The following is a 23440-nucleotide window of genomic DNA, read 5'->3' as shown; positions in this document are numbered from 1 at the left end:
AGAGGAAACACCACCCGTGCCGATAGCACGTCCTGCCCGATGCGCCACCCTGTGGCTGACCGGCGCCCTGACCGGCGCCCTGTTGCTGACCGGATGCGGCGGCGGCCCGGTAGCGTCCTCCGGATCCTCCGAGGACGCCCCCGGGTATCCGCGCACCGTGAGCAACTGCGGCCAGAAGGTCCGCATCACCGCACCGCCCCGGCAGGCGGTGTCGCTCAACCAGGGGTCGACGGAGATCCTGCTCTCACTGGGGCTCGCCGACCGGATGTCGGCCACCGCCACCTGGACCGACCCCGTCCTGCCCGGGCTGCGCAAGGCGAACGCCACCGTGCCCCGGCTCGCCGACAACGCGCCCTCCTTCGAGAAGGTGCTCGACCAGGAGCCGGACTTCGTGTCCGCGTCCTTCGAATCCACGCTGGGCAAGGGCGGGGTGGCCACCCGTGAGCAGTTCGAGAAGCTCGGCGTGCCCACGTACGTCTCCCCCGCCGACTGCACGAAGGACAACAGCGGGGACGGCGACGGCAGCCGCACCACCCCGCTGACCATGGACGACGTCTACGGCGAGATCCGCGACCTGGCCCAGGTCTTCGGCGTGGAGAAGCGCGGCGACGCGCTCGTCGGCAAGCTCAAGTCCCGGGTCACGAAGGCCACCAAGGGCGTCGACGCGTCCGGCGCCTCGGTGCTCTACTGGTTCGCCAACTCCGAATCCCCCTACATGGCGGGCTGTTGCGGCGCCCCCGGCGCCATCACCCACGCGGTGGGCGCGAAGAACGTCTTCGACGACGCCCATGAGGAATGGCCGCAGATCAACTGGGAGACGGTGGCCGAACGCAACCCGGACGTCCTGGTGATCGGCGATCTCACCCGGAAGCAGGAGTCGGCCGAGACCGCCGCGAAGAAGATCGCGTTCCTGGAGTCCAACCCGGTCACCCGGTCGATGGACGCCGTGCGCCACAAGCGGTACGTCCTGCTCAGCGGGCAGGCCATGAATCCGTCGATCCGTACGGTCGACGGCATCGAGAAGGTGGCCGCCGCGCTGCGCCGCTTCGGTCTCGACCGATGACCGATGCGACTGATGCGGCTGAGGTGACCGATGCAAGCGATGTGACCGGTACGGCCTCGGTCCGCGGACGACGGCTGCGGTACCCGGCGCTGTGGGCGGTCGCGGTGGTGGCGCTGCCGCTGTCGATCGCCTTCGCCATCACGATCGGCCCGGCCGACATCCGGGTCGGCGATGTGTGGGCCTCGGTCGCCTCCCACCTGGGCTGGGGCAGTACCGGGCTGACACCGATCCGCGACGGCATCGTGTGGGATCTGCGGCTGCCGCGGACCCTGCTCGCCGCCGTGTGCGGGGCCGGGCTCGCGGTGTGCGGGGCGGTGATGCAGTCGCTGCTGCGCAACCCGCTCGCCGACCCGTTCGTCCTGGGTGTCTCCTCCGGCGCGTCCACCGGCGCGGTCGCGGTGGTGGTGCTGGGAGCCGGTGGCGGGGCGGTGTCCGTCTCGGCCGGCGCCTTCGCGGGGGCTGTGGTGTCGTTCGCGCTGGTGCTGGTCCTCAGCCAGGTGCTGGGCGCCACGACGGACCGGGTGGTGCTGTCCGGGGTGGCCGCGATGCAGCTGTTCTCGGCGCTGACCTCGTTCGTCGTGATGACGGCGGCGGACGCGGAGCAGACCCGCGGCGTGCTGTTCTGGCTGCTCGGCTCGCTCGCGAACGTCGGCTGGGCCGAGGTGTGGGCCGGGCTCGCGGTGCTGGCCGTGACGCTGCTGGTGTGCGGGTTGCACGCCCACGCCCTGGACGCGTTCGCGTTCGGGCAGGACGCGGCGGCCACCCTGGGCGTACGGGTGGCCCGCACCCGGATCGTCCTGCTGACCGTCACCGCGCTGCTGACCGCGACGCTGGTCAGCTCGGCGGGGGCGATCGGCTTCGTCGGGCTGGTGCTCCCGCACGCCGCCCGCGCGCTGGTGGGCTCCGGGCACGCCCGGCTGCTGCCGGTGACGGCGCTGACCGGGGCGGTGTTCCTGGTGTGGGTCGACACGCTGGCCCGTACCGTGCTCGACCCGCAGGAGGTGCCGGTGGGCGTGGTCACCTCGCTGATCGGCGTACCGGCCTTCGTCCTGGTCCTCTACCGCACCCGGAAGGCGGGCGCGGCATGACCGACAGGGACACGGGGGTCGGGCTGCGCGCTGAGCGCGTGGCGCGCGCCGCGGGCGGGCGGCTGATCGTGGACGGGGTGAGCCTCGCCCCGGAGCCGGGGTCGTGCGTCGGGCTGCTCGGGCCGAACGGCTCGGGGAAGTCGACGCTGCTGCGGCTGCTGGCCGGGGTGCTGGCCCCCGCCTCGGGCGTGGTCACGCTCGACGGCCGCCCGCTGGCGGAGCTGCACCGCAGGGCGGTCGCCCGCCGGATCGCGGTGGTCGAGCAGGATGCCGCCACCCAGTCCGAGCTGACCGTGCGCGAGGTGGTGGGCCTGGGCCGCATCCCGCACCGCCGCCCCTGGTCGGGAACCTCGGCGGCGGACGAGGAGGCGGTACGCCACGCCCTGGAGCGGACCGGGCTCGCGGACCGGGCCGGGCAGTCGTGGCACACCCTCTCCGGCGGTGAGCGCCAGCGCGCCCAGATCGCCCGCGCCCTCGCGCAGGCGCCCCGGGAGCTGCTGCTGGACGAGCCGACCAACCACCTCGACATCCAGCACCAGCTCGATCTGCTGGCACTCGTCGCGGACCTGCCGGTCACCACCGTGATCGCGCTGCACGATCTGAACCTGGCGGCGATGTACTGCGACGCGCTGCTGGTGCTGCGGGAGGGACGGGTGGCCGCGGCGGGCGCGCCGGGGGACGTCCTCACCGAGGAGCTGATCGCCGACGTCTACGGGGTGCGCACGGCCGTCACCCCGGACGGCCCCGACGGGCGCCCGCACATCCGCTTCCTCACCAGGTGACCGGAAGCCGCAGAATCACCCGCCAAGCGCACCTGCGGATGCAGCCCCTCCGTACCACCGGGAGAGTCGGAGGTGTCCGACATACCTGACAAGCTGGTTGGGGTGCTGCGGTATGCGTATCACCGGACTTGGACATGCGGGGCTCTTCATCGAAACCGAGGCGGGATCGGTCCTGTGCGACCCCTGGGTGAACCCCGCCTTCTTCGGCTCGTGGTTTCCGTTCCCGGACAACACGGACCTGGACTGGGCGCACTACGGACGGTCCGCCGACTATCTGTACGTCTCCCATCTGCACCGCGACCACTTCGACGCGCAGAATCTGCGCCGCAACGTGCGCAAGGACATCACGGTACTGCTGCCCGCCTTCGCCACCGATGAGCTGGAGCGCGAGCTGCGGGCGCTCGGATTCACCCGGTTCCTGCGCACCGAGAGCGGAAAGCCGGTCGAGCGGGACGGTCTGCGCATCATGATCACCGCCCTCACCGGCCCCGGCGACGGCCCCATCGGCGACTCGGCGCTCTCCCTGGACGACGGCAGGACCGTGCTGCTCAACCAGAACGACGCGCATCCGCTGGACATCCCGGCGATCCGTGCGTTCGGCGAGGTCGACGCGTACTTCGTGCAGTTCTCCGGGGCGATCTGGTACCCGATGGTCTACCAGCTGCCGGACTCAGCGAAGCGGGAGTTCGCCTCCCGCAAGCGGCAGGGCCAGTTCGACCGCGCCCTGCGCTACATCGACGCGGTCGAAGCGGCGCACGTCTTCCCCAACGCGGGACCGCCGTGCTTCCTCGACGACGCGCTCTTCGAGTTCAACGGCACCGGTCGCGACGGCGAGTCCATCTTCACCGACCAGCGGGAGTTCCTGGCCCAGCTCGCACAGGCGCGGCCGGGCGTCTCGGCGCATCTGCTGCTGCCGGGCACGGTCGCGGAGCCGGAGGACACCGCGTGCAAGCTCACCCACCGCCACACCGACAAGGAGATCGACCACATCTTCGGCGACAAGCGCGCCTATCTGCGCGACTTCGCCCGCCGCCAGCGCCCTGCCCTCGCCGCCGAACGCGCCTCGCGCACCCCCGCGCTGCCGCGACACCGGCTGCTGAGCGAGCTGAAGCGGTGGTGGGAACCGCTGTTGGCGCGCGCGGACCACATCTGCGCGGGCGTCGGCGGCCCCGCCCGGCTGGATGTGGGCGAGATCCCGATCGTGATCGACTTCCCGGCGCGGGAGGTGCGGGAGTGGAACGGCGAGCGCTGCCGCTACACGCTGTCCACCACGGGCGACCTGGTGGCCACCAACATCGCCAAGCGCGAGGTCGACTGGTCCAACAGCCTGCTGCTGTCGATGCGGTTCACCGCGAGCCGCATCGGGCCGTACAACGAGTTCCTGTACGTGTTCCTCAAGTGCCTGTCCATGGAGCGCATCGAGTACGTCGAGAACTACTACGCCTCCGGCGAGGACGACGGCCAGGACATCGAACTCGACGGCTGGCGGATCCAGCGCCGCTGCCCCCATCTCCGCGCCGACCTGGGCCGGTTCGGGAAGATCGAGGGCGATGTGCTCACGTGCACGCTGCACGGCTGGCGCTACGACCTGACCACGGGGCGCTGCCTGACGGCCGACGGCCACGAGCTGCGCGCCACGCGGTGTGAGAATCCATGAGACGGGCGGGGCTCCGGCGCGTATGGGTTCATGAACCCAGCGAAGGAGTCACACATGGCGCGCAGAAGAGCCCTCGGCGGTCCGAAGAAGCTGATGCTGCTGGTCGGCGCGGTGGCGCTGGCCGGTACCGGGGCCGGAGTGATGGCGACCAGCAGTAACGCGGGCACCACCAGCTCCCCGAACACGGTCAAGGCGGAGTCCACCGCATGCGACGGGCTGGCTCAGGCACTGGCCAACAACGAGAAGTTCATCGCTGACCAGCGAGCGAATCCGGATGCCCAGTCGGACGCCCGGATAGCGAACCGGGAGGCGGTCATCGAGGAGATCAAGCGGAAGCAGCAGGCGTCCGGTTGCGCGGTGGACTCCGCGGACACCGCGTCCCCCGCCGCGGCCTCCCCGGAGGGCGGAGGGGCGGCCGAGGACACGGCGGCGGCCGAGGACACGGCGGCCTCCGGGGACGCCGCCGGCGGCGAAGTCGTCTGCGCGGGCTCGACGGTCACCCTGTCCGGCGAGGACGGGGCACCGGCCGCGTCCAGCAACCAGTTCCCGGCCGGCACCAAGCTCAAGGTGACCAACCTGGACAACGACAAGTCCACGACCGTCTCCGTCACCTCGACCTCGGGCAGCTGCGCCCTGCTCAACAACGCCGCCTTCGAACAGGTCCGGGAGCCCGGCAAGAACCTGATCCGCAACGCTCGCATCGAGCGCGTGGGCTGAGCGGACGACGCACCGGGGGCCGGGAAACGAAGCCACCGGCCCCCGGCGACCGGTCAAACCGCCTGGTCGGTGGCCTTGCCCCGGCGGGCGGCCACGGCCGCGAGCGCCTGCCAGGCCGCCTCCGGGTGGCGGGTCTCCTCCGGGTCGCCGTTGAACGGATCGAGCACCACGGACTCCGCGCCCAGTCGGCGCAGTTCCTCGATGTCGTCCATGACCTGGTCGATCGTGCCCTCACCGGCCGGGCGTTCGGGGCCGGTGACCGGCTCGTCGGTGAGCTTCAGCACCACCCGCGGGGCGAGCCCGGGCACCGGTCGGCCCAGCTCCTCCGCGATGCCCTTCATCCGGTCCAGCGCCTCCCGCAGCCAGTCGAGGGTGAACCAGATGGGATGCCACGCCTGGCCGTGCCGTACCGCCCGGCGCAGCGCGGCGTCGCTCATGCCGCCCACCCAGACCGGTATGTCTCCGCTGCGGTAGTCCGCGTCGTCCTCCCACGCCGTGCGGATCGCCTGGAGGTGTTCGTCGGCCAGCTTCCCGCGCCGCCCGAACTCCACGCCGAGCGCCTCGTACTCCTGCTTCGCCCATCCCACGCCGACGCCGAGGACCAGGCGTCCCCCGCTGAGCTGGTTGAGGTTGGCGGCCATGCGGGCGATGAGGAGCGGATGGCGGTACGGGACGACCAGCACGGTGGTGCCCAACCGCACCCGGTCGGTGATCCCGGCCAGCCAGGACAGCGTGGTGAAGGGCTCGTAGAACGGGGCGGGGTACTGCTCCGCCACATCGGGGGTGACCGCGACGTGGTCCGAGACCATCAGCAGGTCGTACCCCAGCCCCTCAACGGTCCGTGCCCACTGGCGCAGCACATCCGGCCGGGTGCCCGGGCCGAAGTTCGGGACGTTGACTCCTATTTCCATGGGATCACCCTAGGCAGTGATCATGATGCCGAGGTACACCGGCCCGTTCCCTGCCGCGCATGCCGACCGCGCCGCTACTCTCGCTCCATGGACGCCACTTGGGACCCTTCCGCGCCAGGAGTGATGACACTGCCGTCGGGACGGCTCATCCGCGGCCGGGGACTGCGCCATCCCCTTCCGGAAGGGCCCGCGCCCGCCTTCGCGCTGTATCTGCTGGGCCATGAGCCGCCCTCGGTCGAGTGGGAGGCCCGCTGGCTGCGCTGGCCCGACTTCCGGCTGCCGTCCGATCGCACGGAGGCCGCCGCCGCGCTGCGCGAGGCGTGGGAGCGGGCCGCGGGCGAACGGGTCGAGGTCGCCTGCGGCGGTGGCCGGGGCCGCACGGGCACGGCACTGGCCTGCGTCGCGGTGCTGGACGGCGTACCGCCCGGGGACGCGGTGCGGTACGTACGCGAGCACTACGCGGCGCGCGCCGTGGAAACGCCCTGGCAGCGCCGCTATGTCTCGCGGTTCGGACAGCCCGCGGCCAGTGGCTGACCGCGCGCCGAAATTTCGTTGAGCACCGAAATGAGCGCGGCATAGTGTCGGTGTCATGATCAAAGCGCCGGACACCGGTTACCAAAAAGAATGGCCCGCCCTGGCGGCGGCAGCCGTCACCGTCGTGCTGTGGGCCTCGGCCTTCGTCTCCATCCGCAGTGCGGGCTCGGCCTATTCACCCGGCGCCCTGGCGCTCGGGCGGCTGCTCGCCGGGACGGTGGCGCTGGGCGCGATCAGCCTGATACGGCGGGTGGGATGGCCACCCCGCGCCGCCTGGCCGGGAATCGCCTGCTCGGGTTTTCTGTGGTTCGGCGTCTACATGGTGGCGCTCAACTGGGGTGAGCAGCAGGTCGACGCGGGCACGGCCGCGATGGTCGTCAACATCGGCCCGATCCTCATCGCGCTGCTGAGCAGCAGGCTGCTGGGCGAGGGGCTGCCGCGTCCGCTGCTGTGGGGGATGGCGGTGTCCTTCGGCGGCGCGGTGGTCGTGGGGCTCTCGATGTCCGGCTCGGGCCGCTCCTCCGTGCTCGGTGTGCTGCTGTGCGTGGTGGCCGCGGTGACGTACGCGAGCGGTGTCGTCTCCCAGAAGCCGGCGCTGCGGCACGGCGGAGCGCTCCAGGTGACCACGTTCGGCTGTCTGATCGGGACGGTGACCTGCCTGCCCTTCGCCGGGACGCTGGTGTCGGAGGCCGCGCACGCCCCGCTGTCCGCGACGCTCAACATGGTCTACCTGGGTCTGTTCCCGACCGCGCTCGCCTTCACCACCTGGGCCTTCGCCCTGGCCCGCACCACCGCGGGCCGGATGGGAGCCACCACCTACGTGGTACCGGCCCTGGTGGTGCTGATGTCCTGGCTGGCGCTGGACGAGGTGCCGGGCGCGCTGACGCTCGTGGGCGGCGCCCTGTGCCTGGCCGGGGTCGCGGTCTCCCGCCGCCGTCCGCGCCCGGCGCACTCGACGGTCGTGGCCACCGGCAGCCGGACGGCCAGGGAAACGTCCCCGGCAGATTAGCCGCATACCGGCATCAATCACCCGCTCAGGGGTGTCCTGCCGATCACACGGACACCCCTTAACAGCTTTGGGCGCGGCACCGACGTGATTCAGCCGTTGTGACCGGGACTGCTTGGCACACTTTTTCGACCGATTTCGATCGCCCCTAGCCCGATATCGTCCAAGTGTGACCGGTATCGCAGGGAAGAATCCGTCCTGCCACGGATGAGTGCGATGCGCGAGGGTACCCATCCACTCATGGACACAAACGAGCAAACCTTGCTCACGCCCGATCTGCCGCCCGTGGTCGACGTACCGGATCTGACGTTCCCCAGCGGACGTCGCACCGAGAAGTCCCCGGGCCCGGCGGAGCGGAACGGCGAAAAGGAATCCCCCGCACCCTCCTCCACCCCCCAGCAGCGGCCTCTCGCGGCGTAAAGCCCGGCAACTCGGGCACTGAGCAGGCATGCGTCTCGCAGTGCTCGACATAGGTTCACGTGCTGTTCACCTGAAGATTGCCGACCTCGTTCCGGGCGGACCGCCCGAGCCGGTGGCCACGCTCAAGCAGTCGGTCCATCTGGCCGAGGCGACCGATCGCCAAGGCGTGATCAGCCAGGACGCCATCCGACGCCTGGTCGGTGCCGTGACCGAGAGCGAAGCCGTCGCGGCCGCCCACCAGGTCGACGACCTGGTGCCCCTGGCGACCTCCGCGGTGCGCGACGCCGCCAACCGGGAGGCCGTCCTCGCCGCGATCAAGGACGCCACCGGCATCCGCGTGCGCTTCTTCAGCGGCGAGGAAGAGGCGCGCCTGACCTTCCTGGCCGCGCGCAGCTGGCACGGCTGGTCGGCCGGGCAGATGCTGCTGCTCGACATCGGCGGCGGCTCGATGGAGCTGGCCTGCGGCAGCCGTACGGAGCCCGCGGTCGCGCTCTCGCTGCCCCTCGGGGCCGGCCGGCTCACCCGCCACCACCTGCCCGACGAGGCGCCGGTGCACAAGCGGGACGTGGCGCGGCTGCGCCAGTACGTGCGTTCCGTCCTCTCGGAGGCCACGGCCGAGCTGCGCGACCAGCCGGTCCCCGTGTCCGCGGTCGCCACGTCGAAGACCTTCACCCAGCTGGCACGGCTCGCCGGTGCCCCCAAGCCGACGGCCGGGGCGCCCGGCCGCAGCACCCTCGCCCGCTCCGATCTGCGGAAGTGGATTCCCCGGCTGGCGGCCAGGTCCGATGCCGAGCGCGCCCGGCTGCCCGGCATCTCCGCGTCCCGGGCCCATCAGTCGCTCGCCGGGGCGATCGTGGCGGAGGCCGCCATGGAGCTGCTGGACGTGCGGCGGGTCACCATCTGCCCCTGGGCGCTGCGCGAGGGGGTCCTGCTGGACCGGCTGGCCGCGCTCGGCGCGCCGCCGCTTCCGGCCGTGGCCCTGCCGAGGGCCCGTCACCACGCCCTCCACCGGCTGCACACGGTCTCCTGATCGCCGTCCTGCCGCCCGCCTGATCCCCCCGGGATGATCGGGCGGGCCCGGCGCGTTATGCGGTGCGGTAAGCGTTGTCGACGACGATGGGGACGATGACATGCCTCTTCAGGGCGAGTACGAACCGAGCCCGACCCAGTGGGTGCGCAATCAGGTCGAGCTGATCGAGAGTTCCGGTGGCACCAAGGGCACGACGCTGCGGGGCATGCCCGTCATCCTGCTGACCACGCGCGGGGCGAAGAGCGGGAAGATCCGCAAGACTCCGCTGATGCGGGTGGAGCACGAGGGCAGGTACGCGGCGGTGGCCTCGCTCGGCGGCGCCCCCAAGCACCCCGTCTGGTACTTCAACGTGCTGGCCGACCCCCGCGTCGAGCTGCGCGACGGGACGGAACTGCGGGACATGAACGCGCGCGAGGTCACCGGCGAGGAGAAGGCGCAGTGGTGGCGGCGCGCGGTCGAGGCGTACCCGGACTACGCCGACTACCAGGAGAAGACCACGCGCGAGATCCCCGTCTTCGTCCTGGAGCCCGCGGCCGCGCCGCACTGACCCCCTAAACGCGGTGAGCGGGCGGCCCGGCCGCCGGGCCGTCCGCTCACCGTGCGATGGCCTCCACTCGGAGCTCACACAACCTTCACGGAACCGGACCCCGCGGGATCATGGTGATATGTGTCCTCGCGACAAGGGATACCGAGGGTTAGGCTCGGGTGGCACACCTGCACCACGGCACGAAGGAAGTACCTCAGCATGACCACCGCGAACAAGGGCGACCTGTCCCCGATCTACGACAGTCTCATAGCGGAACAGGGCGACGTTCCCGCCGAGGCGCGGGAAGCGGCCGAAGAGATCCAGCGGGAGGCCGCCGAGGCCCTCGACTGGAGCCGGATCCGTCCCGCCCAGGGCTCCCACCCCAACCAGCAGGGCGAGTGACGCGGGGTCCGTACCGCTCACCCTCAGCGGGTTCTCCGGATACGACAGCGACAACAAGCGCGGCCCGGGGCTCCGGCCGTCGGGCCACGCACACCGCGCGAAGGCACCGGACCACCACGCGCAGCGACCTCCCTTTTCGATAAGATCCGGGCGACGCACCGGACTTGATGGCGTCGAACACTTATCGCATGAGGGGAATCAGGTGACTACAGGGGTAGAGACATTCGAGTTTCAGGTCGAGGCGCGCCAGCTCTTGCAGCTGATGATCCATTCGATCTACTCGAACAAGGATGTCTTTCTGCGGGAGCTCATCTCCAACTCCTCCGACGCCCTGGACAAGCTGCGGCTGGAAACCCTCCGGGACGGGGATCTGGAGGCGGACACCTCGGATCTCCATATCGCGTTGGAGGTCGACAAGGAGCAGCGCACGCTGACCGTGCGCGACAACGGCATCGGGATGTCGCACGATGACGTGGTGCAGCTCATCGGGACGATCGCGAACTCCGGCACCGCGAAATTCCTCAAGGAGCTGAAGGAGTCGCAGGACGCGGCGGCCTCACAGGACCTCATCGGGCAGTTCGGGGTCGGTTTCTACTCCAGCTTCATGGTCGCCGACGAGGTGACGCTGCTGACACGGCGCGCGGGCGAGAGCCAGGGCACCCGCTGGGTGTCCAGCGGCGAGGGCACCTACACCATCGAGCAGGTCGAGGACGCGCCCCAGGGCACCGCGGTCACGCTGCGGCTCAAGCCCGAGGACGCCGAGGACCATCTCTTCGACTACAGCTCCCCGTGGAAGATCCGGGAAATCGTCAAGCGGTACTCGGACTTCATCACCTGGCCGATCCGGATGGCCGGGGAAAGCGCCAACAGCTCTTCGGATGACGACAGCACTCCGGAAGACGGCGGCACACCCGAACTCGAGACCATCAACTCGATGAAGGCGTTGTGGGCCCGCCCCCGGGGCGAGGTCACCGACGAGGAATACAACGAGTTCTACAAGCACATCAGCCACGACTGGACCGACCCGCTCGAGACCATCCGCATGCAGGCGGAGGGCACGTTCGAATACCAGTCGCTGCTGTTCATTCCGTCCCGCGCACCGCAGGACCTGTATATGCAGGACCGCAAGCGGGGTGTGCAGCTCTACGTCAAGCGCGTCTTCATCATGGACGACTGCGAAGCGCTCATGCCGGAGTACCTGCGCTTCGTCAAGGGTGTCGTGGACGCCGCGGACCTTTCGCTGAACGTCTCGCGCGAGGCCCTTCAGCAGGACCGTCAGATCCAGCTGATGCGCCGTCGGCTGGTCAAGAAGGTGCTGTCGACGGTCAAGGACATGATGTCCGACAACTCCGAGCGGTACGCGACGTTCTGGAAGGAGTTCGGCCGCGTCCTCAAGGAAGGGCTGCTGGGCGACTTCGAGAACCGGGACGCGATCCTGGAGGTCTCCTCGTTCGGCTCGACGCACGACGCGGAGCAGCCGACCACGCTCCGGCAGTACGTGGAGCGCATGAAGGAGGGGCAGGAGCACATCTACTACATGACGGGCGAGTCGCGCTCGATCGTGGAGAACTCGCCCCACATGGAGGCCTTCCAGGCCAAGGGGTACGAGGTGCTGGTCCTCACCGACCCCATCGACGAGCTGTGGGTCGACGCCGTCCCCGAGTTCGAGGGCAAGCAGCTGCGGTCGGTCGCCAAGGGGCAGGTCGACCTCGACGACGAGGACGAGTCGAGCGAGGACGGGCCCGAGCGCGAGCAGCAGAAGAAGGACTTCGCCGATCTGCTGTCCTGGATGACGACGACGCTGAGCGAGCAGGTCAAGGAGGTGCGGCTGTCCTCCCGCCTCACCACCTCCCCGGCCTGCATCGTCGGCGACACCCACGATGTCACCCCGGCCCTGGAGAACATCTACCGCGCGATGGGGCAGAACGTGCCCCAGATCAAGCGCATCCTGGAGCTGAACCCCACGCATCCGCTGGTCAGCGGGTTGCGCACGGCCCATGGTGAGCGCGCGGAGGACCCGGGCCTCGCGGAGACGGCCGAACTCCTCTATGGGATGGCCCTGCTCGCCGAGGGCGGGGAGCTGAGCGACCCGTCGCGCTTCATCAAGCTGATGGCGGGCCGCCTGGAGCAGACGCTGTGATCCGCGCCCCCGGGCGGGCCCGTGCCATGGCCCGCCCGGGGGCTTTTGCCGAACCGGCAACTTCCCTCCCCCTCCCCCGGGCCGCCACCGCATGATCGTGTCGTTGTTGGCCGCGCGGCGTTGTGGACCGCGCGGCCCCGGCGACTCAGGGAGGATCCATGCACCACCAGCTGGTCGACGTTCCGGATGCCCGTATCCATGTGGTGGAGGAGGGCTCCGGCCCGCTGGTCCTCCTGATCCACGGCTTCCCCGAGACCTGGCACTCCTGGCGCCATCAGCTCCCCGCGCTCGCCGCGGCCGGATACCGCGCGGTGGCCATCGACGTCCGCGGCTACGGCCGCTCCTCCAAGCCCCGCGACGTGGCGGCGTACCGCATGCTCGCCCATGTCGCCGACAACGTCGGCGTGGTCCGCGCCCTCGGTGAGGAGACCGCGGTGGTCGTGGGCCACGACTGGGGCTCCCCCATCGCCGCGAACTCCGCGCTGCTCCGGCCCGATGTCTTCACCGCCGTGGGCCTGCTCGGCGTGCCGTACGCGCCCCGGGGCGGCCCGCGGCCCAGCGAGGTCTTCGCGCGGATCGGCGGGGACGAGGAGTTCTACGTCGGCTATTTCCAGCGGCCCGGCCGGGCCGAGGCGGAGATCGAGCCCGATGTGCGCGGCTGGCTCGCGGGGTTCTACGCCGCGCTCTCGGGCGACGCGGCGCCCTCCCCCGACGGCGGCAGCCCGTTCTTCGTCCCCCGCGGCGGGCGGATGCGCGACCGCTTCCCGGACGGCCCGCTGCCGTCCTGGCTCACCGAGGCAGATCTCGACGCGTGCGCCGCGGAGTTCGAGCGGACCGGGCTGACCGGGGCGCTGAACCGCTACCGCAACGCCGACCGCGACTGGGAGGATCTCGCGGCGTGGGACGGGGCGCCGCTCACCCAGCCCTCGCTGTTCCTGGCCGGGGAGCGCGACGCCTCGCTCGGCTGGCTGGCCGACGCCGTCGCGGCGTATCCCACCACCCTCCCCGGCCTGGTGTCCTCGCACCTCCTCGACGGCTGTGGCCACTGGGTGCAGCAGGAGCGTCCCGAGGAGGTCAACCGGCTGCTGATCGCATGGCTGCGGGCGCTCGGCTGAAGCGCCTCCCCCAAGGGCGTTTCAGCCGAGGTGTTCAGCCGCCGCGGCGCGGATCAGCTGGCGCAGCGCGTCGTAGTAGACGCCGTGATCGGTCATGGCTGACAGCACCACGTCCCGCTGCGCCGTCAGCACCGGGAACTCCTCCGGGTCCAGCGCGGCGAGCGACGTGCGCGCCGAGGCCAGGGCCCGCTTCTCGTCGCGGTGGTCGACGAAGGCGACGGCGCCGAGGGTGAGCAGATACAGCCTGCGGTAGACGTGGATGGCCGCCGCCGGTGTCATCCCGGCGGCGATGCTCTGGGCCAGCTGTGGCTCCACCAGGCGGCTCAGCAGTTCCGGGCCGAACCAGGAGCGGCCCGCGCGCAGCGCCGCCAGCCCCGGGTGCCGGGTGAGCGCCTCGTACAGCGCGGTGAAGCGGGTCTCGGTGGCGGCGGCCCAGTCGGTGTCCTGCGGTACGCGGGGCAGCAGCGTGGCCAGGTGGTCGGCGCAGACGTTCAGCAGGCCGTCGAAGTCGCCGCAGCGGCGGAAGACCGTGGCGTGCGAGACGTCGAGCCGCTGCGCCACCGCCCGGAAGCTCAGGGCCTCGGGGCCCTCCTCGTCGATGACCGACAGTGCCGCCACCGCGATGGTGTCCAGGGCGGGCGGTTCGGCCGCGGTCCGCTTCTTCCGCACGGGCACTTCCTTCTCACGGGCCAGGGCGTAACAGTGGTTGTTACAGTGTATCGCGTGGTTATTCATCAAGACGTACAGGCCGCGGCGCAGCGCTCCGCGGGGCATATCCGGCCCGTCGTACTCGCCCCGGTGGACGAGGGAGCCTTCGGCGGGGCCGAGGGATGGCTGGCGCTGGAATTCCTCCAGCACACCGGCTCCTTCAAGGCGCGCGGGGCGTTCAACTTCATCGGCAGCCATGTCGAGGCGGGCACCGTTCCGGACGCGGGTGTCGTCATCGCCTCCGGCGGCAACGCCGGGCTGGCCTGCGCCTGGGCGGCGGCCCGGCACTCCGTGACCGCCACGGTGTTCGTGCCCGAGACGGCGCCCGCGGTCAAGGTCGGCAGGCTGCGGGCGCTCGGGGCGGACGTGCGCCAGGTCGGCCGGGAGTACGCCGACGCGCTGGACGCCTCGCGCAAGCACGCCGCCGAGACCGGTGCGCTGGAGTCGCACGCCTACGACCATCCGCTGATCGCGGCCGGTGCCGGCACCGTGATGGAGGAGATCCTGCGGTGCCGCCCGGACCTGGACACGGTGGTGGTGTCGGTCGGGGGCGGCGGGCTGTTCACCGGGGTCGCGGTCTCCGCGCTGGAGCACGGCGTCCGGGTGGTGGCCGTGGAGCCGCACGGATCGCGCGCGCTGAACGCGGCACTGGAGGCCGGGGCGGTGGTCGACGTGCCCGTGGATTCGGTGGCGGCGGACTCGCTGGGGGCGCGGCGTGCGGCGCCGATGGCGCTGGAGTGGGCGCGCAAGGACGGGGTGCGGTCGGTGCTCGTGTCCGACCGGGAGATCGTCTCGGCGCGGCAGGCCCTGTGGGACGACCGCCGGATCGCGGTGGAGCACGCGGCGGCGACGGCGCTCGCGGCGGTGCGGTCGGGGGCGTACGAGACCCGGCCGGGCGAGAAGGTGGCGGTGCTGCTGTGCGGGGCCAACACCGACCCGGGAGACCTGACGCGTCCGTAGGGGGTTGTCCGCAAAGTCCCGCCGGGCCCGCGACGCCCGCCCGGCCCGCCCCTCCCCCGGGCGCGGGAAGGGGCGGGTGGGACCGGCGGCCGTCACTCCCCCGCGTACGCCTTCTGAAGTGCGGCGATGTCGAGCTTGACCATCGGCATCATGGCGTCCATGGCGCGCTTCGCCTTCGCCGGGTCGGAGTCGGCGATCATCTCCGTGAGAACCTCGGGGACGACCTGCCAGGACACCCCGAACTTGTCCTTGAGCCAACCGCACTGGATCTCCTGGCCACCGCCCTCCAGGAGCCGGTTCCAGTAGTAGTCGACCTCCTCCTGGTCCGCGCAGTGGATCTGGAACGAGATGGCCTCGTTGAACGTGAACTCCGGCCCGCCGTTGAGCCCGACGAACTTCTGGCCGTTGATCTCGAAGTCCACGGTCAGCACCGAGCCGGGGGTGCCGGGACCGGCCTCGGTGTAGCGGACGGTCCGGCCGAGCTTGCCGTCCTTGAAGATCGATACGTAGTGCTGCGCCGCCTCTTCGGCCTGGCCGTCGAACCACAGGCACGTGGTGAATCCGTCACTGGCCATCGGTGCCTCCTACGGGTGGGAGTGTTTACCTTTACCGACCGGCGCCGCGCGGCAAACTCATCGCTCCTCGGCACACGTATGCCCGGTGAGATATCCGTGCAGCTGCCCGGCGCCTTCGAGCATGGCCGTGGTGCGCCGGGTCAGCCCCTCCCGGCGCTCGGCGATGACCTCGCGCAGCGCGGCGCTGCTGCCCGTGCGGCGCAGTCCCTCCAGGACGGGCCGGATCCGGTCCAGCGGGTAGCGGTCCTGCCGCAGCATGTGGATCATCCGGGCGTCCCGGACGTCGGCCGGGCCGAAGGTGCGGTACCTGGTGCCGCGCTCCCGCTTCGGGACCAGCAGACCGGCCGACTCCCACACCCTGAGCGCGGAGGTGCGGACGCCGAGGTACGCGGCCACCTCGCCGATGCGCAAGGCCCCCCGCGGCACGTCCAGGGCCTCGGGGGCCTGCCCGGCGACCGCTTCGAGGGCCTCGCCCGCGGCCCGCAGGGACAGCCGCTGTTCGTGGAGGGCCGCGTGGGCGGCGTCCACGAGGCTGAGCGCCAGCGGTACGTCCCCGGCGTGCACGGCCTGCATGACCGCCCGGGCCGTGTGCTGCCCGTACCCCGGGACGAGCGCGTCGTACGTGACCAGCGCCCGGCGGTGGCGGGTGTCGAGCCTGCGGTAGCCGGCCGGTGTGCGGGACGCCGGGGGCAGGATGCCCGCGTCGACGTAGTTGCGGATCTGCTGGGTCGAGATTCCGGCCGAGCGTGCCAGGTCGATGGGGCGCAGCGGTGTCTCGGGGCTGCTCGTGGGGCGGCTCATGGGGAGACCCTATCTGGATGGTGTTCACGGCGAGTTGAGGGTTTTCCGCCCCTACTTCCCGCCGAGCTGGGCCGCGATGGCGAAAAGTCTCTACGCGATACTTCAATGAAACACTTGAAGGCATGGATGTCAGTGACAGGGACGACGTACGACACCACCATGCCGCGGACGGCCACGATGTGATTCAGGTCCGCGGGGCCAGGGAGAACAATCTGCGGGAGGTTTCTCTCGACATACCCAAGCGGCGGCTCACGGTCTTCACCGGGGTCTCCGGATCCGGCAAGTCCTCGCTCGTGTTCGACACGGTCGCCGCGGAGTCACAGCGGCTGATCAACGAGACCTACACGGCGTTCGTCCAGAACTTCATGCCGACGCTCGGCCGCCCGGATGTCGACGCGCTGCGCAACCTCAGCGCGGCGATCATCGTCGACCAGGAGCGGATGGGCGCCAACTCCCGTTCCACGGTGGGCACCGCCACCGACGCCCACACCATGCTGCGGATCCTGTTCAGCCGGATCGGCACCCCGTATGTGGGTCCGCCGCTCGCCTTCAGCTTCAACACGGCCGAGGGCATGTGCCCTCGGTGTGAGGGACTGGGCCGGGTGCCGGAGATCGACGTCGGCCAACTGGTCGACCCGGAGCGGTCGTTGAACGAGGGGGCGATCAACGTCCCCGGATTCGGGGTGGACACGTGGTACTGGCAGCTCTTTGCGCACTCCGGCCTTTTCGACCCCGATGCCCGGCTGAGGGACTACACCCCCCAGCAGTGGGAGGACTTCCTGCACAAGCCCGCGACCAAGATCAAGGTGGGCAAGAACAACCTGACCTACGAGGGGCTGGTCACCAAGGTCCGGCGGCTGTACCTGGCCAAGGACCGGGAGGCGATGCAGCCCCAGGTGCGCGCGTTCGCGGACCGGGCGGTCGCGCTCGCCCGCTGCCCCGACTGTGACGGCTCCCGGCTGAACGAGGCCGCCCGGTCCTGCACGGTCGACGGCCGCACCCTCGCGGAGTGCTCGGCGATGCAGATCAGCGACCTGGCCGCGTTCGTCCGGGGCATCCGGGACGACACGGTCGGGCCGGTCCTGGAAACCCTCCGCGACACGCTGGATTCGCTGGTGGAGATCGGTCTCGGGTATCTGAGCCTGGACCGGGAGTCCGGCACGCTCTCCGGTGGCGAGGCGCAGCGCGTGCGGATGGTCCGCCACCTGGGTTCGAGTCTGTCGGATGTGACGTACGTCTTCGACGAGCCCACGGTGGGCTTGCATCCGCATGACATCCGGCGCATGAACACCCTGCTGCTCCAGCTGCGCGACAAGGGCAACACGGTGCTGGTGGTGGAACACAAGCCGGAGACGATCGGGATCGCGGACCATGTGGTGGACCTGGGCCCCGGCGCCGGGGCGGCGGGCGGGCGGATCGCCTACGCGGGCGATCTGGCCGGGCTGCGGGCCTCCGGCACCCTGACCGGCGACTATCTCGGCCACCGGGTGAGCCTGCGCGACAAGGTGCGTGAGCCCCGCGGCCACCTGCCGATCACCGGCGCCCGGCTGCACAATCTGCGGGACGTCAGTGTGGACATCCCCCTCGGGGTGCTCACCGTCGTCACCGGGGTCGCCGGGTCCGGCAAGAGTTCCCTGATCCATGGTTCGCTCGGCGGACGGGACGGGGTGATCGTCGCCGATCAGTCGGCGATCCGTGGCTCGCGCCGCAGCAACCCGGCCACCTATACGGGGCTGCTGGACCCGATCCGGTCCGCCTTCGCGAAGGCCAACGGGGTGAAGCCGGGGCTGTTCAGCGCCAACTCGGAGGGCGCGTGCCCCCGTTGCAAGGGCATCGGGCTGACCTACACCGATCTCGCGATGATGGCCGAGGTGGCGTCGGTGTGCGAGGAGTGCGAGGGCAGGCGGTTCAAGGCGGAGGTGCTGGCGTACCGGCTGCGCGGGCGCAGCATCGGCGAGGTGCTCGCCATGCCGGTGGCCGAGGCCCGGGAGTTCTTCACCACCGGACAGCCACGGGTGATCCTCGACCGGCTGATGGCGGTGGGCCTCGGCTATCTGGGGCTCGGCCAGCCGCTCACCACCCTCTCGGGCGGTGAGCGGCAGCGGCTCAAGCTCGCCATCCACATGGCGAAGAACGGCACCACGTACGTGCTGGACGAGCCGACGACCGGGCTGCATCTGGCCGATGTGGACCAGCTGCTCGCGCTGCTCGACCGGCTGGTGGACGACGGCAACACGGTCGTCGTCATCGAGCACCACCAGGCGGTGATGGCTCACGCGGACTGGATCGTCGACATGGGCCCGGGGGCGGGCCACGACGGCGGCCGGGTGGTGTTCACCGGGACGCCCGCCGACCTCGTGGCCTCCGGTACGTCGCTGACGGCCACGCATCTGCGGGAGTACGTCGGCGGGTAGCGCGTGTCACCGGGGCGGTGGCGGGGGTGCGGGGGCGCCCGCGGGCGGGGCGATCTTCGGGTACGACGCGGCCCGGCCCGGGGCGTCCGGCCCCGCCGCCTCCGCGGCACCCGCTTCCGTGGCTGCCGCGTCGTCCCTGGGCGTCAGGGCGTCGCGGGCGGCGCCGGGGTCCCAGCCCGTGTCGACCACGCGCTTCTGCACCAGGACGGCGGCGCCCAGGACGGCCAGGCCGATGAGCAGGATGAGGGCGACGCCCACCCCGCCACCGGCCTTGCCCGCGTTGCCGACGAGCGCGCCGAACCAGCCGAAGTCGGCGTCGCCGAAGGTGGTGTTCTGCTTCCCGAACGCGCCGAGCACCTTGAGCAGCAGGGCGGGCAGGAAGGTGATGAGCACACCGTTGAGGAACGCGCCCACGGCGGCGCCGCGCCGGCCGCCGGTGGCGTTGCCGTAGACGCCCGCCGCGCCACCGGTGAAGAAGTGCGGCACCAGGCCCGGCAGGACCAGGGCGAGACCGAACGCCGGGTTGAACACCCAGGTGAGCAGGGCGAGGCTGACCAGGCCGCCGGTGAAGCTGGAGAGGAAGCCGATGAGCACGGCGTTCTGCGCGTAGGGGAAGACGATCGGCGCGTCCAGCGCGGGCAGCGCGCCCGGCACGACCTTGCTCGCGATGCCCTGGAAGGCGGGGACGAGTTCGCCGAGGATCGTCCGCACGCCGAAGAGGATGACCGCGACGGCGATGCCGAACTGGAGGCCCTGCATCACCGACTGCATCACATAGTTGCCGGTGTCGGTGGCCGCGGTGGTGGCCCCGGTGCCGGTGGCGAACGCCTTGAAGGCGGTCCGCTCGCCCGCCTTGAGGAGGAAGAGCACCGCCATCACCACATAGATGACCAGCATGGACAGGGCCGTGGCCACCATGGAGTCGCGCAGGAAGCGCAGCCCTTCGGGGAGCTTCATCTCCTCGGTGCTGCGGCTGCGCTTGCCGACCACCTTCCCGGCCGCGCCCGCCACCACGTAACCTGCCGTGCCGAAGTGGCCGATGGCGACGGTGTCGTTCCCCGTGACCCGCTTGGTCCAGGGGTGGGCGAACGCAGGCATGGCCACCAGCATGATGCCGAGCAGCACACCGCCGACCGCCACCACGACGACGGTGGACTGACCGGCGCCCGCCAGCACCACGGTCAGCAGCGTGGCCATGAACAGCATGTGGTGTCCGGTCAGGAACACATAGCGCAGCGGGGTGAACCGGGCCAGCAGCAGGCTGACCACGAAGCCCAGGATCATCAGCCAGGCGACGCGCGACCCGAACTGCGCCTGGGCGATGCCGACGATGGCCTCGTTCGTCGGGATGACGCCGTGCGCTCCCGTGACGCCCTGGATCATCGTGCCCAGCGGGGCGAGGGAGTTGGTGACCAACCCCGCGCCCGCTCCGATGAGCAGAAAGCCGAGGGTCGCCTTGATGGCACCGCCGATGATCTGCCCGGCGGTCTTCTTCATCGCGATGAGTCCGATGGCGGTGATGATGCCGATCAGATACGCGGGTTCGCTCAGGATCTCGTTCACGAGAAACTTCGCGGGAGTTACCAGCCAGCCCATGATGTACTTCTGTTCCCGTCGTCAGACGTCGTACGTGTCCCGGAGTACCGCGTCGATCTCGGCGGTGCTCGTGAAGTCCTGAACCACCTTCACCGGCCGTCCCACATCGCCCAGGGTCCTGGCGATCTCACGGGAGGTGAGCAGGGCGACGGCCTCGGACGCCTTGCCCTTCGCGGAGATGGTGTCGGTGGCTTCCACGGTGACGTACGCCGACCACCCCCAGCGGTCGAGGACCTGCTCCAGGGTGTTCTTGAGGAAGAGGCTCGTGCCCACGCCGTTGCCGCACACGGTGAGGATCTTGTGCAGGGAGGGCCCGGCGGCCCGCGGCTTCGCGGCGGCGGGGCCCGGCTGTTCGCCGTCGCCGCTCAGCACGGCGCGCAGCGCCTCGGGGGTGGGCGCCGCGGCGAGGGCCGCCGCGGCGCCCGGGTCGCCGAGCAGACGGGCCAGGCTCGCCATCGCGGAGGTGTGCGCGCCGGAGTCCCGGGCGGCGAGGGCCACGACCAGGGTGACCGGGTCGTTGGTCTCGTGGCCGAACGCGACGGGCTCGGCCAGGCGCACCCAGGACATGCCGGTCGCGCGGACGGCGGGAGAGGGCCGGGCGTGGGCGAACGCCACACCGGGGGCGACGACGATGTACGGCCCGTTCTCCTCGACGCCCGCGATCATCTCGGCGGTGTACTCGGCGGTGGTGAAGCCCGCGTCCACCATGAGTCCGCCGGCGACCGCGATCGCCTCACGCCAGTCCGCCGCCCTCGCGTCGAGCCGTACGCACCCGACCGGTAGCAGATCTATCAGTTCGTCCATGGCGCGAAATCTTCGCATCCTCGCCCTGCGCCCCAGGTGGCGAGGGGTCCTCGGAGTGGGGTCGCCCTCCGAGGCGGGAGCCCGCCCAGCCCAGCAGGAAGCCCACCGGGATGGTGATCAGGCCCGGGTTGCGCAGCGGGAACCAGTGGAAGTCGCGGTCGGGGAAGACGGCGAGGGCGCCGCCCGAGACGGCCGGGGAGAAGACGATCGTGAGGAGGGTGAGGCCGAGGCCGCCGTACATCGCCCAGCGCATTCCGGTCACCGTGAATCCGCGCCACATCGTCCCGTACAGCAGCACCGGCAGCAGCGCGGAGGCGGCGGCCGTGAAGGTGAAGGAGATCAGGATCTGGCGGTTCCAGTGCTGGGTCACCATGGCGAGGCTGACGGCCACCACGCCGACGCACACGATCGCCGCGCGGGCCGCGCCGAGTTCACGGGCCGGGGTGAGCCGTTCCGGGAGCACGACCTTGGCCAGCACATCGTGGGCGAGGGAGGCCGCGGCGGCGAGGGTGAGCCCCGCGACGGCCGCGAGCGTGGTGACGACGACCGCGCAGGCGACGAGGGTGAACAGCAGGCTGCGGTGGGCCGCCTCGGCCTCCGGGTCGAGCGCGCGGGTGAGCAGCAGCAGGGAGTTGGTGCCGGTGGGGTCGGCGGCGCGCAGCGCCGGGGCGCCGACGATGGCCGTGGCGCCCGCGCCGACGATCACGATCAGCCCGCCCAGCGCGGCGACCGCGCCGACGGCCCAGGTCGTGGCGGCGCGGGCGGCCCGCGCGCCGCGGATCGGGTGGAGCCGCATGGTGATGTGCGGCAGACAGGCCGCGCCCACGGCCAGGGTGAGCTGGATGCTGATGACCTCCAGCTTGCCGGTGGCCGATTCGCCGAATTGGCGGCCGGACTCCCAGAAGGCGTCCCCGTAGCCGCTCTTGTCGGCCGCCGCGCCGAACAGGCTCGCCGGGTTCCAGTCGAAGCGCTTGATGACCAGCACGGCGAGCAGGATGAACGCGCCGAGCAGGATGACGGTCTTGAGGATCTGGATGAAGCCGGTGCCCTTCATCCCGCCGAGGGCGGCGTAGCAGACCATGAGGGAGCCGATGAAGATGGTGCAGCCGGTGACCGACGCGCTGCCGGGGATGCCGATCAGCAGGGACATCATGTCGCCCGCGCCGTTGAGCTGGACGGTGAGCAGCGGCATGGTGACCACCAGCACCAGGACGGCGGTGCCGATCCGGGCCGGGCGCTCGCTCAGCCGCTCGGACAGCACGTCGCCCAGGGTGTAGCGGCCGCGTCCGCACAGGGGTTTGGCCATCACCAGCATGAACAGCAGGATCGAGACCACGGTGGACATGGTGATGAGGACACCGTCGAATCCGGCGATGGCGATGGTGCCGGTGGTGCTGAGGACGGTGGCGGCCGAGATGTAGTCGCCCGCGATGGCCAGGCCGTTCTGCATCGGGCCGAGCGCACCGGTGCCGATGTAGAACTCGGAGGGGTCGTCGCTGTCGGTGGCGGCGAGGATGCAGAGCAGGAACGATACGGCGACGAAGCAGGCGAACAGCACGAACGCCAGGGTTCTCGGCTCGAAGTCGCTCATCGATCTCTCTCCGACGTGTCCTCGGCGGGGGCGCGCCGCTCGGCTCTGACGAGGACGGTGACCAGGACCGCCGCGTCGGCGCCCACCAGCAGGGCGCCCACCGTGAACCCGCCCCCCGCTCCGAGGTCGATCCCTCCGCCGGCGGTGCAGTTGACCACTACGGCGGCCAAGTGGCAGGCCAGCGCGGCGCACGCGGCCCGCGCCGTCCACGGCCACGGCCGCCGCCACGGCGACGAGCGCCGCGTCCGGCGCTCCCCGCGGTGGTCCGGACGGGAGTCGGGGCTCGGGCCGGGGCGCGGGCCCATCGCCTCCGGCGGCCGCGGTGGCATGACCTCGGCGGTGCGCACCGGGCGCGGATGTGTGGTCTGCGCCCATGCGTGTTCGGACATGTCGTGCTCCTCGTGGCGGATCCGTCCAGTACGGGTGGGACGGGACCGCCACGACAGCAGCTCACCGGGACCGCCGTACAGCCCGTCGGGGGACCGCGTGGCAGAGGCACATGATCCACTGGCGGCCGTTGTGCACGCCCACACTCTTCCTGGCCGTCAAGGTCCGTCACCGGCTTCCGGCGCCGCAAAGGTCCATACCGGATCCTTCACG

The 23440-nt window shown here is 71.0% G+C and carries 23 protein-coding genes; 15 read left to right on the top strand and 8 right to left on the bottom strand.

The window, feature by feature from the left end:
• Positions 1–16 precede the first annotated feature (16 nt).
• The 5 genes from HYQ63_RS40070 to HYQ63_RS40050 all read left to right on the top strand — a co-directional run bounded on the left by HYQ63_RS40070 (position 17) and on the right by HYQ63_RS40050 (position 5307).
• Positions 17–1063 carry an ABC transporter substrate-binding protein gene (locus tag HYQ63_RS40070; RefSeq protein ID WP_179938808.1) on the top strand — a complete coding sequence of 349 codons (1047 nt, stop codon included), beginning with the start codon at positions 17–19 and terminating at the stop codon, positions 1061–1063.
• Positions 1060–2151, top strand: coding sequence for an iron ABC transporter permease (locus tag HYQ63_RS40065; RefSeq protein WP_257232470.1), 1092 nt, complete (start codon positions 1060–1062; stop codon positions 2149–2151). The genes HYQ63_RS40070 and HYQ63_RS40065 overlap by 4 nt, the downstream gene beginning before the upstream one ends.
• Positions 2148–2933, top strand: coding sequence for an ABC transporter ATP-binding protein (locus HYQ63_RS40060; RefSeq protein ID WP_179938806.1), 786 nt, complete (start codon positions 2148–2150; stop codon positions 2931–2933). The genes HYQ63_RS40065 and HYQ63_RS40060 overlap by 4 nt, the downstream gene beginning before the upstream one ends.
• 112 nt (positions 2934–3045) lie before the next feature.
• The gene (locus tag HYQ63_RS40055) at positions 3046–4590 is read left to right on the top strand and encodes a Rieske 2Fe-2S domain-containing protein (RefSeq protein ID WP_179938804.1); all 1545 of its coding nucleotides are present in this window, start codon (positions 3046–3048) and stop codon (positions 4588–4590) included.
• Positions 4591–4644: 54 nt separating this feature from the next.
• Positions 4645–5307, top strand: a complete 663-nt coding sequence (locus tag HYQ63_RS40050) for a hypothetical protein (protein WP_179938802.1) — start codon at positions 4645–4647, stop codon at positions 5305–5307.
• Positions 5308–5360: 53 nt separating this feature from the next.
• Here the strand turns inward: HYQ63_RS40050 and HYQ63_RS40045 are convergent, their stop codons facing one another.
• Positions 5361–6218, bottom strand: coding sequence for an LLM class flavin-dependent oxidoreductase (locus tag HYQ63_RS40045; protein ID WP_179938800.1), 858 nt, complete (start codon positions 6216–6218; stop codon positions 5361–5363).
• Between the two features lie 87 nt (positions 6219–6305).
• On the opposite strand from HYQ63_RS40045, the gene HYQ63_RS40040 reads away from it, so the two are divergent.
• The 8 genes from HYQ63_RS40040 (at position 6306) to HYQ63_RS40005 (ending at position 13391) form a co-directional block, all read left to right on the top strand.
• The gene (locus HYQ63_RS40040) at positions 6306–6752 is read left to right on the top strand and encodes a protein phosphatase (RefSeq protein ID WP_179938798.1); all 447 of its coding nucleotides are present in this window, start codon (positions 6306–6308) and stop codon (positions 6750–6752) included.
• A 55-nt stretch (positions 6753–6807) separates the two neighbouring features.
• The gene (locus tag HYQ63_RS40035) at positions 6808–7761 is read left to right on the top strand and encodes a DMT family transporter (RefSeq protein WP_179938797.1); all 954 of its coding nucleotides are present in this window, start codon (positions 6808–6810) and stop codon (positions 7759–7761) included.
• Positions 7762–7998: 237 nt separating this feature from the next.
• Positions 7999–8178, top strand: coding sequence for a hypothetical protein (locus HYQ63_RS40030; RefSeq protein ID WP_179938796.1), 180 nt, complete (start codon positions 7999–8001; stop codon positions 8176–8178).
• 28 nt (positions 8179–8206) lie between these two features.
• The gene (locus HYQ63_RS40025; protein WP_179938795.1) at positions 8207–9208 is read left to right on the top strand and encodes a Ppx/GppA phosphatase family protein; all 1002 of its coding nucleotides are present in this window, start codon (positions 8207–8209) and stop codon (positions 9206–9208) included.
• A 100-nt stretch (positions 9209–9308) separates the two neighbouring features.
• Entirely contained in the window at positions 9309–9755 is a 447-nt protein-coding gene (locus HYQ63_RS40020) for a nitroreductase family deazaflavin-dependent oxidoreductase (RefSeq protein ID WP_179938793.1), read from the top strand.
• 198 nt (positions 9756–9953) lie between these two features.
• Positions 9954–10136: a hypothetical protein gene (locus tag HYQ63_RS40015; protein WP_179938792.1), complete on the top strand. Its 183-nt coding sequence runs from the start codon at positions 9954–9956 to the stop codon at positions 10134–10136.
• 202 nt (positions 10137–10338) lie between these two features.
• A complete protein-coding gene (gene htpG, locus HYQ63_RS40010) occupies positions 10339–12276 on the top strand; it encodes a molecular chaperone HtpG (protein ID WP_179938791.1) in 1938 nt (645 codons plus the stop codon).
• Between the two features lie 158 nt (positions 12277–12434).
• The gene (locus tag HYQ63_RS40005) at positions 12435–13391 is read left to right on the top strand and encodes an alpha/beta fold hydrolase (protein WP_179938790.1); all 957 of its coding nucleotides are present in this window, start codon (positions 12435–12437) and stop codon (positions 13389–13391) included.
• 21 nt (positions 13392–13412) lie between these two features.
• Here HYQ63_RS40005 and HYQ63_RS40000 read toward each other — a convergent pair whose 3' ends face one another.
• A complete protein-coding gene (locus HYQ63_RS40000) occupies positions 13413–14060 on the bottom strand; it encodes a TetR/AcrR family transcriptional regulator (RefSeq protein WP_257232469.1) in 648 nt (215 codons plus the stop codon).
• A gap of 54 nt (positions 14061–14114) precedes the next feature.
• On the opposite strand from HYQ63_RS40000, the gene HYQ63_RS39995 reads away from it, so the two are divergent.
• On the top strand, positions 14115–15059 hold the full coding sequence (locus HYQ63_RS39995; protein ID WP_179938787.1) for a serine/threonine dehydratase: 945 nt from the start codon (positions 14115–14117) through the stop codon (positions 15057–15059).
• 92 nt (positions 15060–15151) lie between these two features.
• On the opposite strand, the gene HYQ63_RS39990 is transcribed toward HYQ63_RS39995, so the two are convergent.
• Together HYQ63_RS39990 and HYQ63_RS39985 are read right to left on the bottom strand one after the other, a co-directional pair.
• Positions 15152–15634 carry a VOC family protein gene (locus HYQ63_RS39990; protein WP_179938786.1) on the bottom strand — a complete coding sequence of 161 codons (483 nt, stop codon included), beginning with the start codon at positions 15632–15634 and terminating at the stop codon, positions 15152–15154.
• 57 nt (positions 15635–15691) lie between these two features.
• Positions 15692–16435, bottom strand: coding sequence for a MerR family transcriptional regulator (locus HYQ63_RS39985; RefSeq protein ID WP_179938784.1), 744 nt, complete (start codon positions 16433–16435; stop codon positions 15692–15694).
• 122 nt (positions 16436–16557) lie between these two features.
• Between HYQ63_RS39985 and HYQ63_RS39980 the strand changes: the two genes are divergently transcribed.
• The gene (locus HYQ63_RS39980; RefSeq protein ID WP_179938783.1) at positions 16558–18849 is read left to right on the top strand and encodes an excinuclease ABC subunit UvrA; all 2292 of its coding nucleotides are present in this window, start codon (positions 16558–16560) and stop codon (positions 18847–18849) included.
• A gap of 6 nt (positions 18850–18855) precedes the next feature.
• On the opposite strand, the gene HYQ63_RS39975 is transcribed toward HYQ63_RS39980, so the two are convergent.
• The 4 genes from HYQ63_RS39975 to HYQ63_RS39960 are packed head-to-tail and all read right to left on the bottom strand — an operon-like array spanning position 18856 to position 23229.
• Entirely contained in the window at positions 18856–20445 is a 1590-nt protein-coding gene (locus HYQ63_RS39975; protein ID WP_179938781.1) for a PTS ascorbate transporter subunit IIC, read from the bottom strand.
• Positions 20446–20466: 21 nt separating this feature from the next.
• A complete protein-coding gene (locus HYQ63_RS39970; RefSeq protein ID WP_179938779.1) occupies positions 20467–21249 on the bottom strand; it encodes a PTS sugar transporter subunit IIA in 783 nt (260 codons plus the stop codon).
• Entirely contained in the window at positions 21179–22840 is a 1662-nt protein-coding gene (locus HYQ63_RS39965) for a cation acetate symporter (protein WP_179938777.1), read from the bottom strand. Before HYQ63_RS39965 ends, HYQ63_RS39970 begins: the two co-directional genes overlap by 71 nt.
• A complete protein-coding gene (locus HYQ63_RS39960; protein ID WP_179938775.1) occupies positions 22837–23229 on the bottom strand; it encodes a hypothetical protein in 393 nt (130 codons plus the stop codon). The genes HYQ63_RS39965 and HYQ63_RS39960 overlap by 4 nt, the downstream gene beginning before the upstream one ends.
• Positions 23230–23440: the final 211 nt, after the last annotated feature.

The sequence above is a fragment of the Streptomyces sp. Rer75 genome, from assembly GCF_013414305.1.
GTDB classification, from domain to species: Bacteria; Actinomycetota; Actinomycetes; order Streptomycetales; family Streptomycetaceae; genus Streptomyces; species Streptomyces himastatinicus.
This window is presented reverse-complemented; position numbering and strand designations above follow the sequence as displayed.

Excerpts from the sequence above, each read along its gene's own strand:
- HYQ63_RS39975 (WP_179938781.1), bottom strand. The coding sequence starts at position 20,445 with ATGGGCTGGCTGGTAACTCCCGCGAAGTTTCTCGTGAACGAGATCCTG.
- HYQ63_RS40020 (WP_179938793.1), top strand. The coding sequence starts at position 9,309 with ATGCCTCTTCAGGGCGAGTACGAACCGAGCCCGACCCAGTGGGTGCGC.
- HYQ63_RS40030 (WP_179938796.1), top strand. The coding sequence starts at position 7,999 with ATGGACACAAACGAGCAAACCTTGCTCACGCCCGATCTGCCGCCCGTG.
- HYQ63_RS40050 (WP_179938802.1), top strand. The coding sequence starts at position 4,645 with ATGGCGCGCAGAAGAGCCCTCGGCGGTCCGAAGAAGCTGATGCTGCTG.
- HYQ63_RS40060 (WP_179938806.1), top strand. The coding sequence starts at position 2,148 with ATGACCGACAGGGACACGGGGGTCGGGCTGCGCGCTGAGCGCGTGGCG.
- HYQ63_RS39980 (WP_179938783.1), top strand. The coding sequence starts at position 16,558 with ATGGATGTCAGTGACAGGGACGACGTACGACACCACCATGCCGCGGAC.
- HYQ63_RS39965 (WP_179938777.1), bottom strand. The coding sequence starts at position 22,840 with ATGAGCGACTTCGAGCCGAGAACCCTGGCGTTCGTGCTGTTCGCCTGC.
- HYQ63_RS39985 (WP_179938784.1), bottom strand. The coding sequence starts at position 16,435 with ATGAGCCGCCCCACGAGCAGCCCCGAGACACCGCTGCGCCCCATCGAC.
- HYQ63_RS40035 (WP_179938797.1), top strand. The coding sequence starts at position 6,808 with ATGATCAAAGCGCCGGACACCGGTTACCAAAAAGAATGGCCCGCCCTG.
- HYQ63_RS39970 (WP_179938779.1), bottom strand. The coding sequence starts at position 21,249 with ATGGACGAACTGATAGATCTGCTACCGGTCGGGTGCGTACGGCTCGAC.
- HYQ63_RS40055 (WP_179938804.1), top strand. The coding sequence starts at position 3,046 with ATGCGTATCACCGGACTTGGACATGCGGGGCTCTTCATCGAAACCGAG.
- HYQ63_RS40025 (WP_179938795.1), top strand. The coding sequence starts at position 8,207 with ATGCGTCTCGCAGTGCTCGACATAGGTTCACGTGCTGTTCACCTGAAG.
- HYQ63_RS39960 (WP_179938775.1), bottom strand. The coding sequence starts at position 23,229 with ATGTCCGAACACGCATGGGCGCAGACCACACATCCGCGCCCGGTGCGC.
- HYQ63_RS39990 (WP_179938786.1), bottom strand. The coding sequence starts at position 15,634 with ATGGCCAGTGACGGATTCACCACGTGCCTGTGGTTCGACGGCCAGGCC.
- HYQ63_RS40045 (WP_179938800.1), bottom strand. The coding sequence starts at position 6,218 with ATGGAAATAGGAGTCAACGTCCCGAACTTCGGCCCGGGCACCCGGCCG.
- HYQ63_RS40065 (WP_257232470.1), top strand. The coding sequence starts at position 1,060 with ATGACCGATGCGACTGATGCGGCTGAGGTGACCGATGCAAGCGATGTG.
- HYQ63_RS40040 (WP_179938798.1), top strand. The coding sequence starts at position 6,306 with ATGGACGCCACTTGGGACCCTTCCGCGCCAGGAGTGATGACACTGCCG.
- HYQ63_RS40005 (WP_179938790.1), top strand. The coding sequence starts at position 12,435 with ATGCACCACCAGCTGGTCGACGTTCCGGATGCCCGTATCCATGTGGTG.
- HYQ63_RS40015 (WP_179938792.1), top strand. The coding sequence starts at position 9,954 with ATGACCACCGCGAACAAGGGCGACCTGTCCCCGATCTACGACAGTCTC.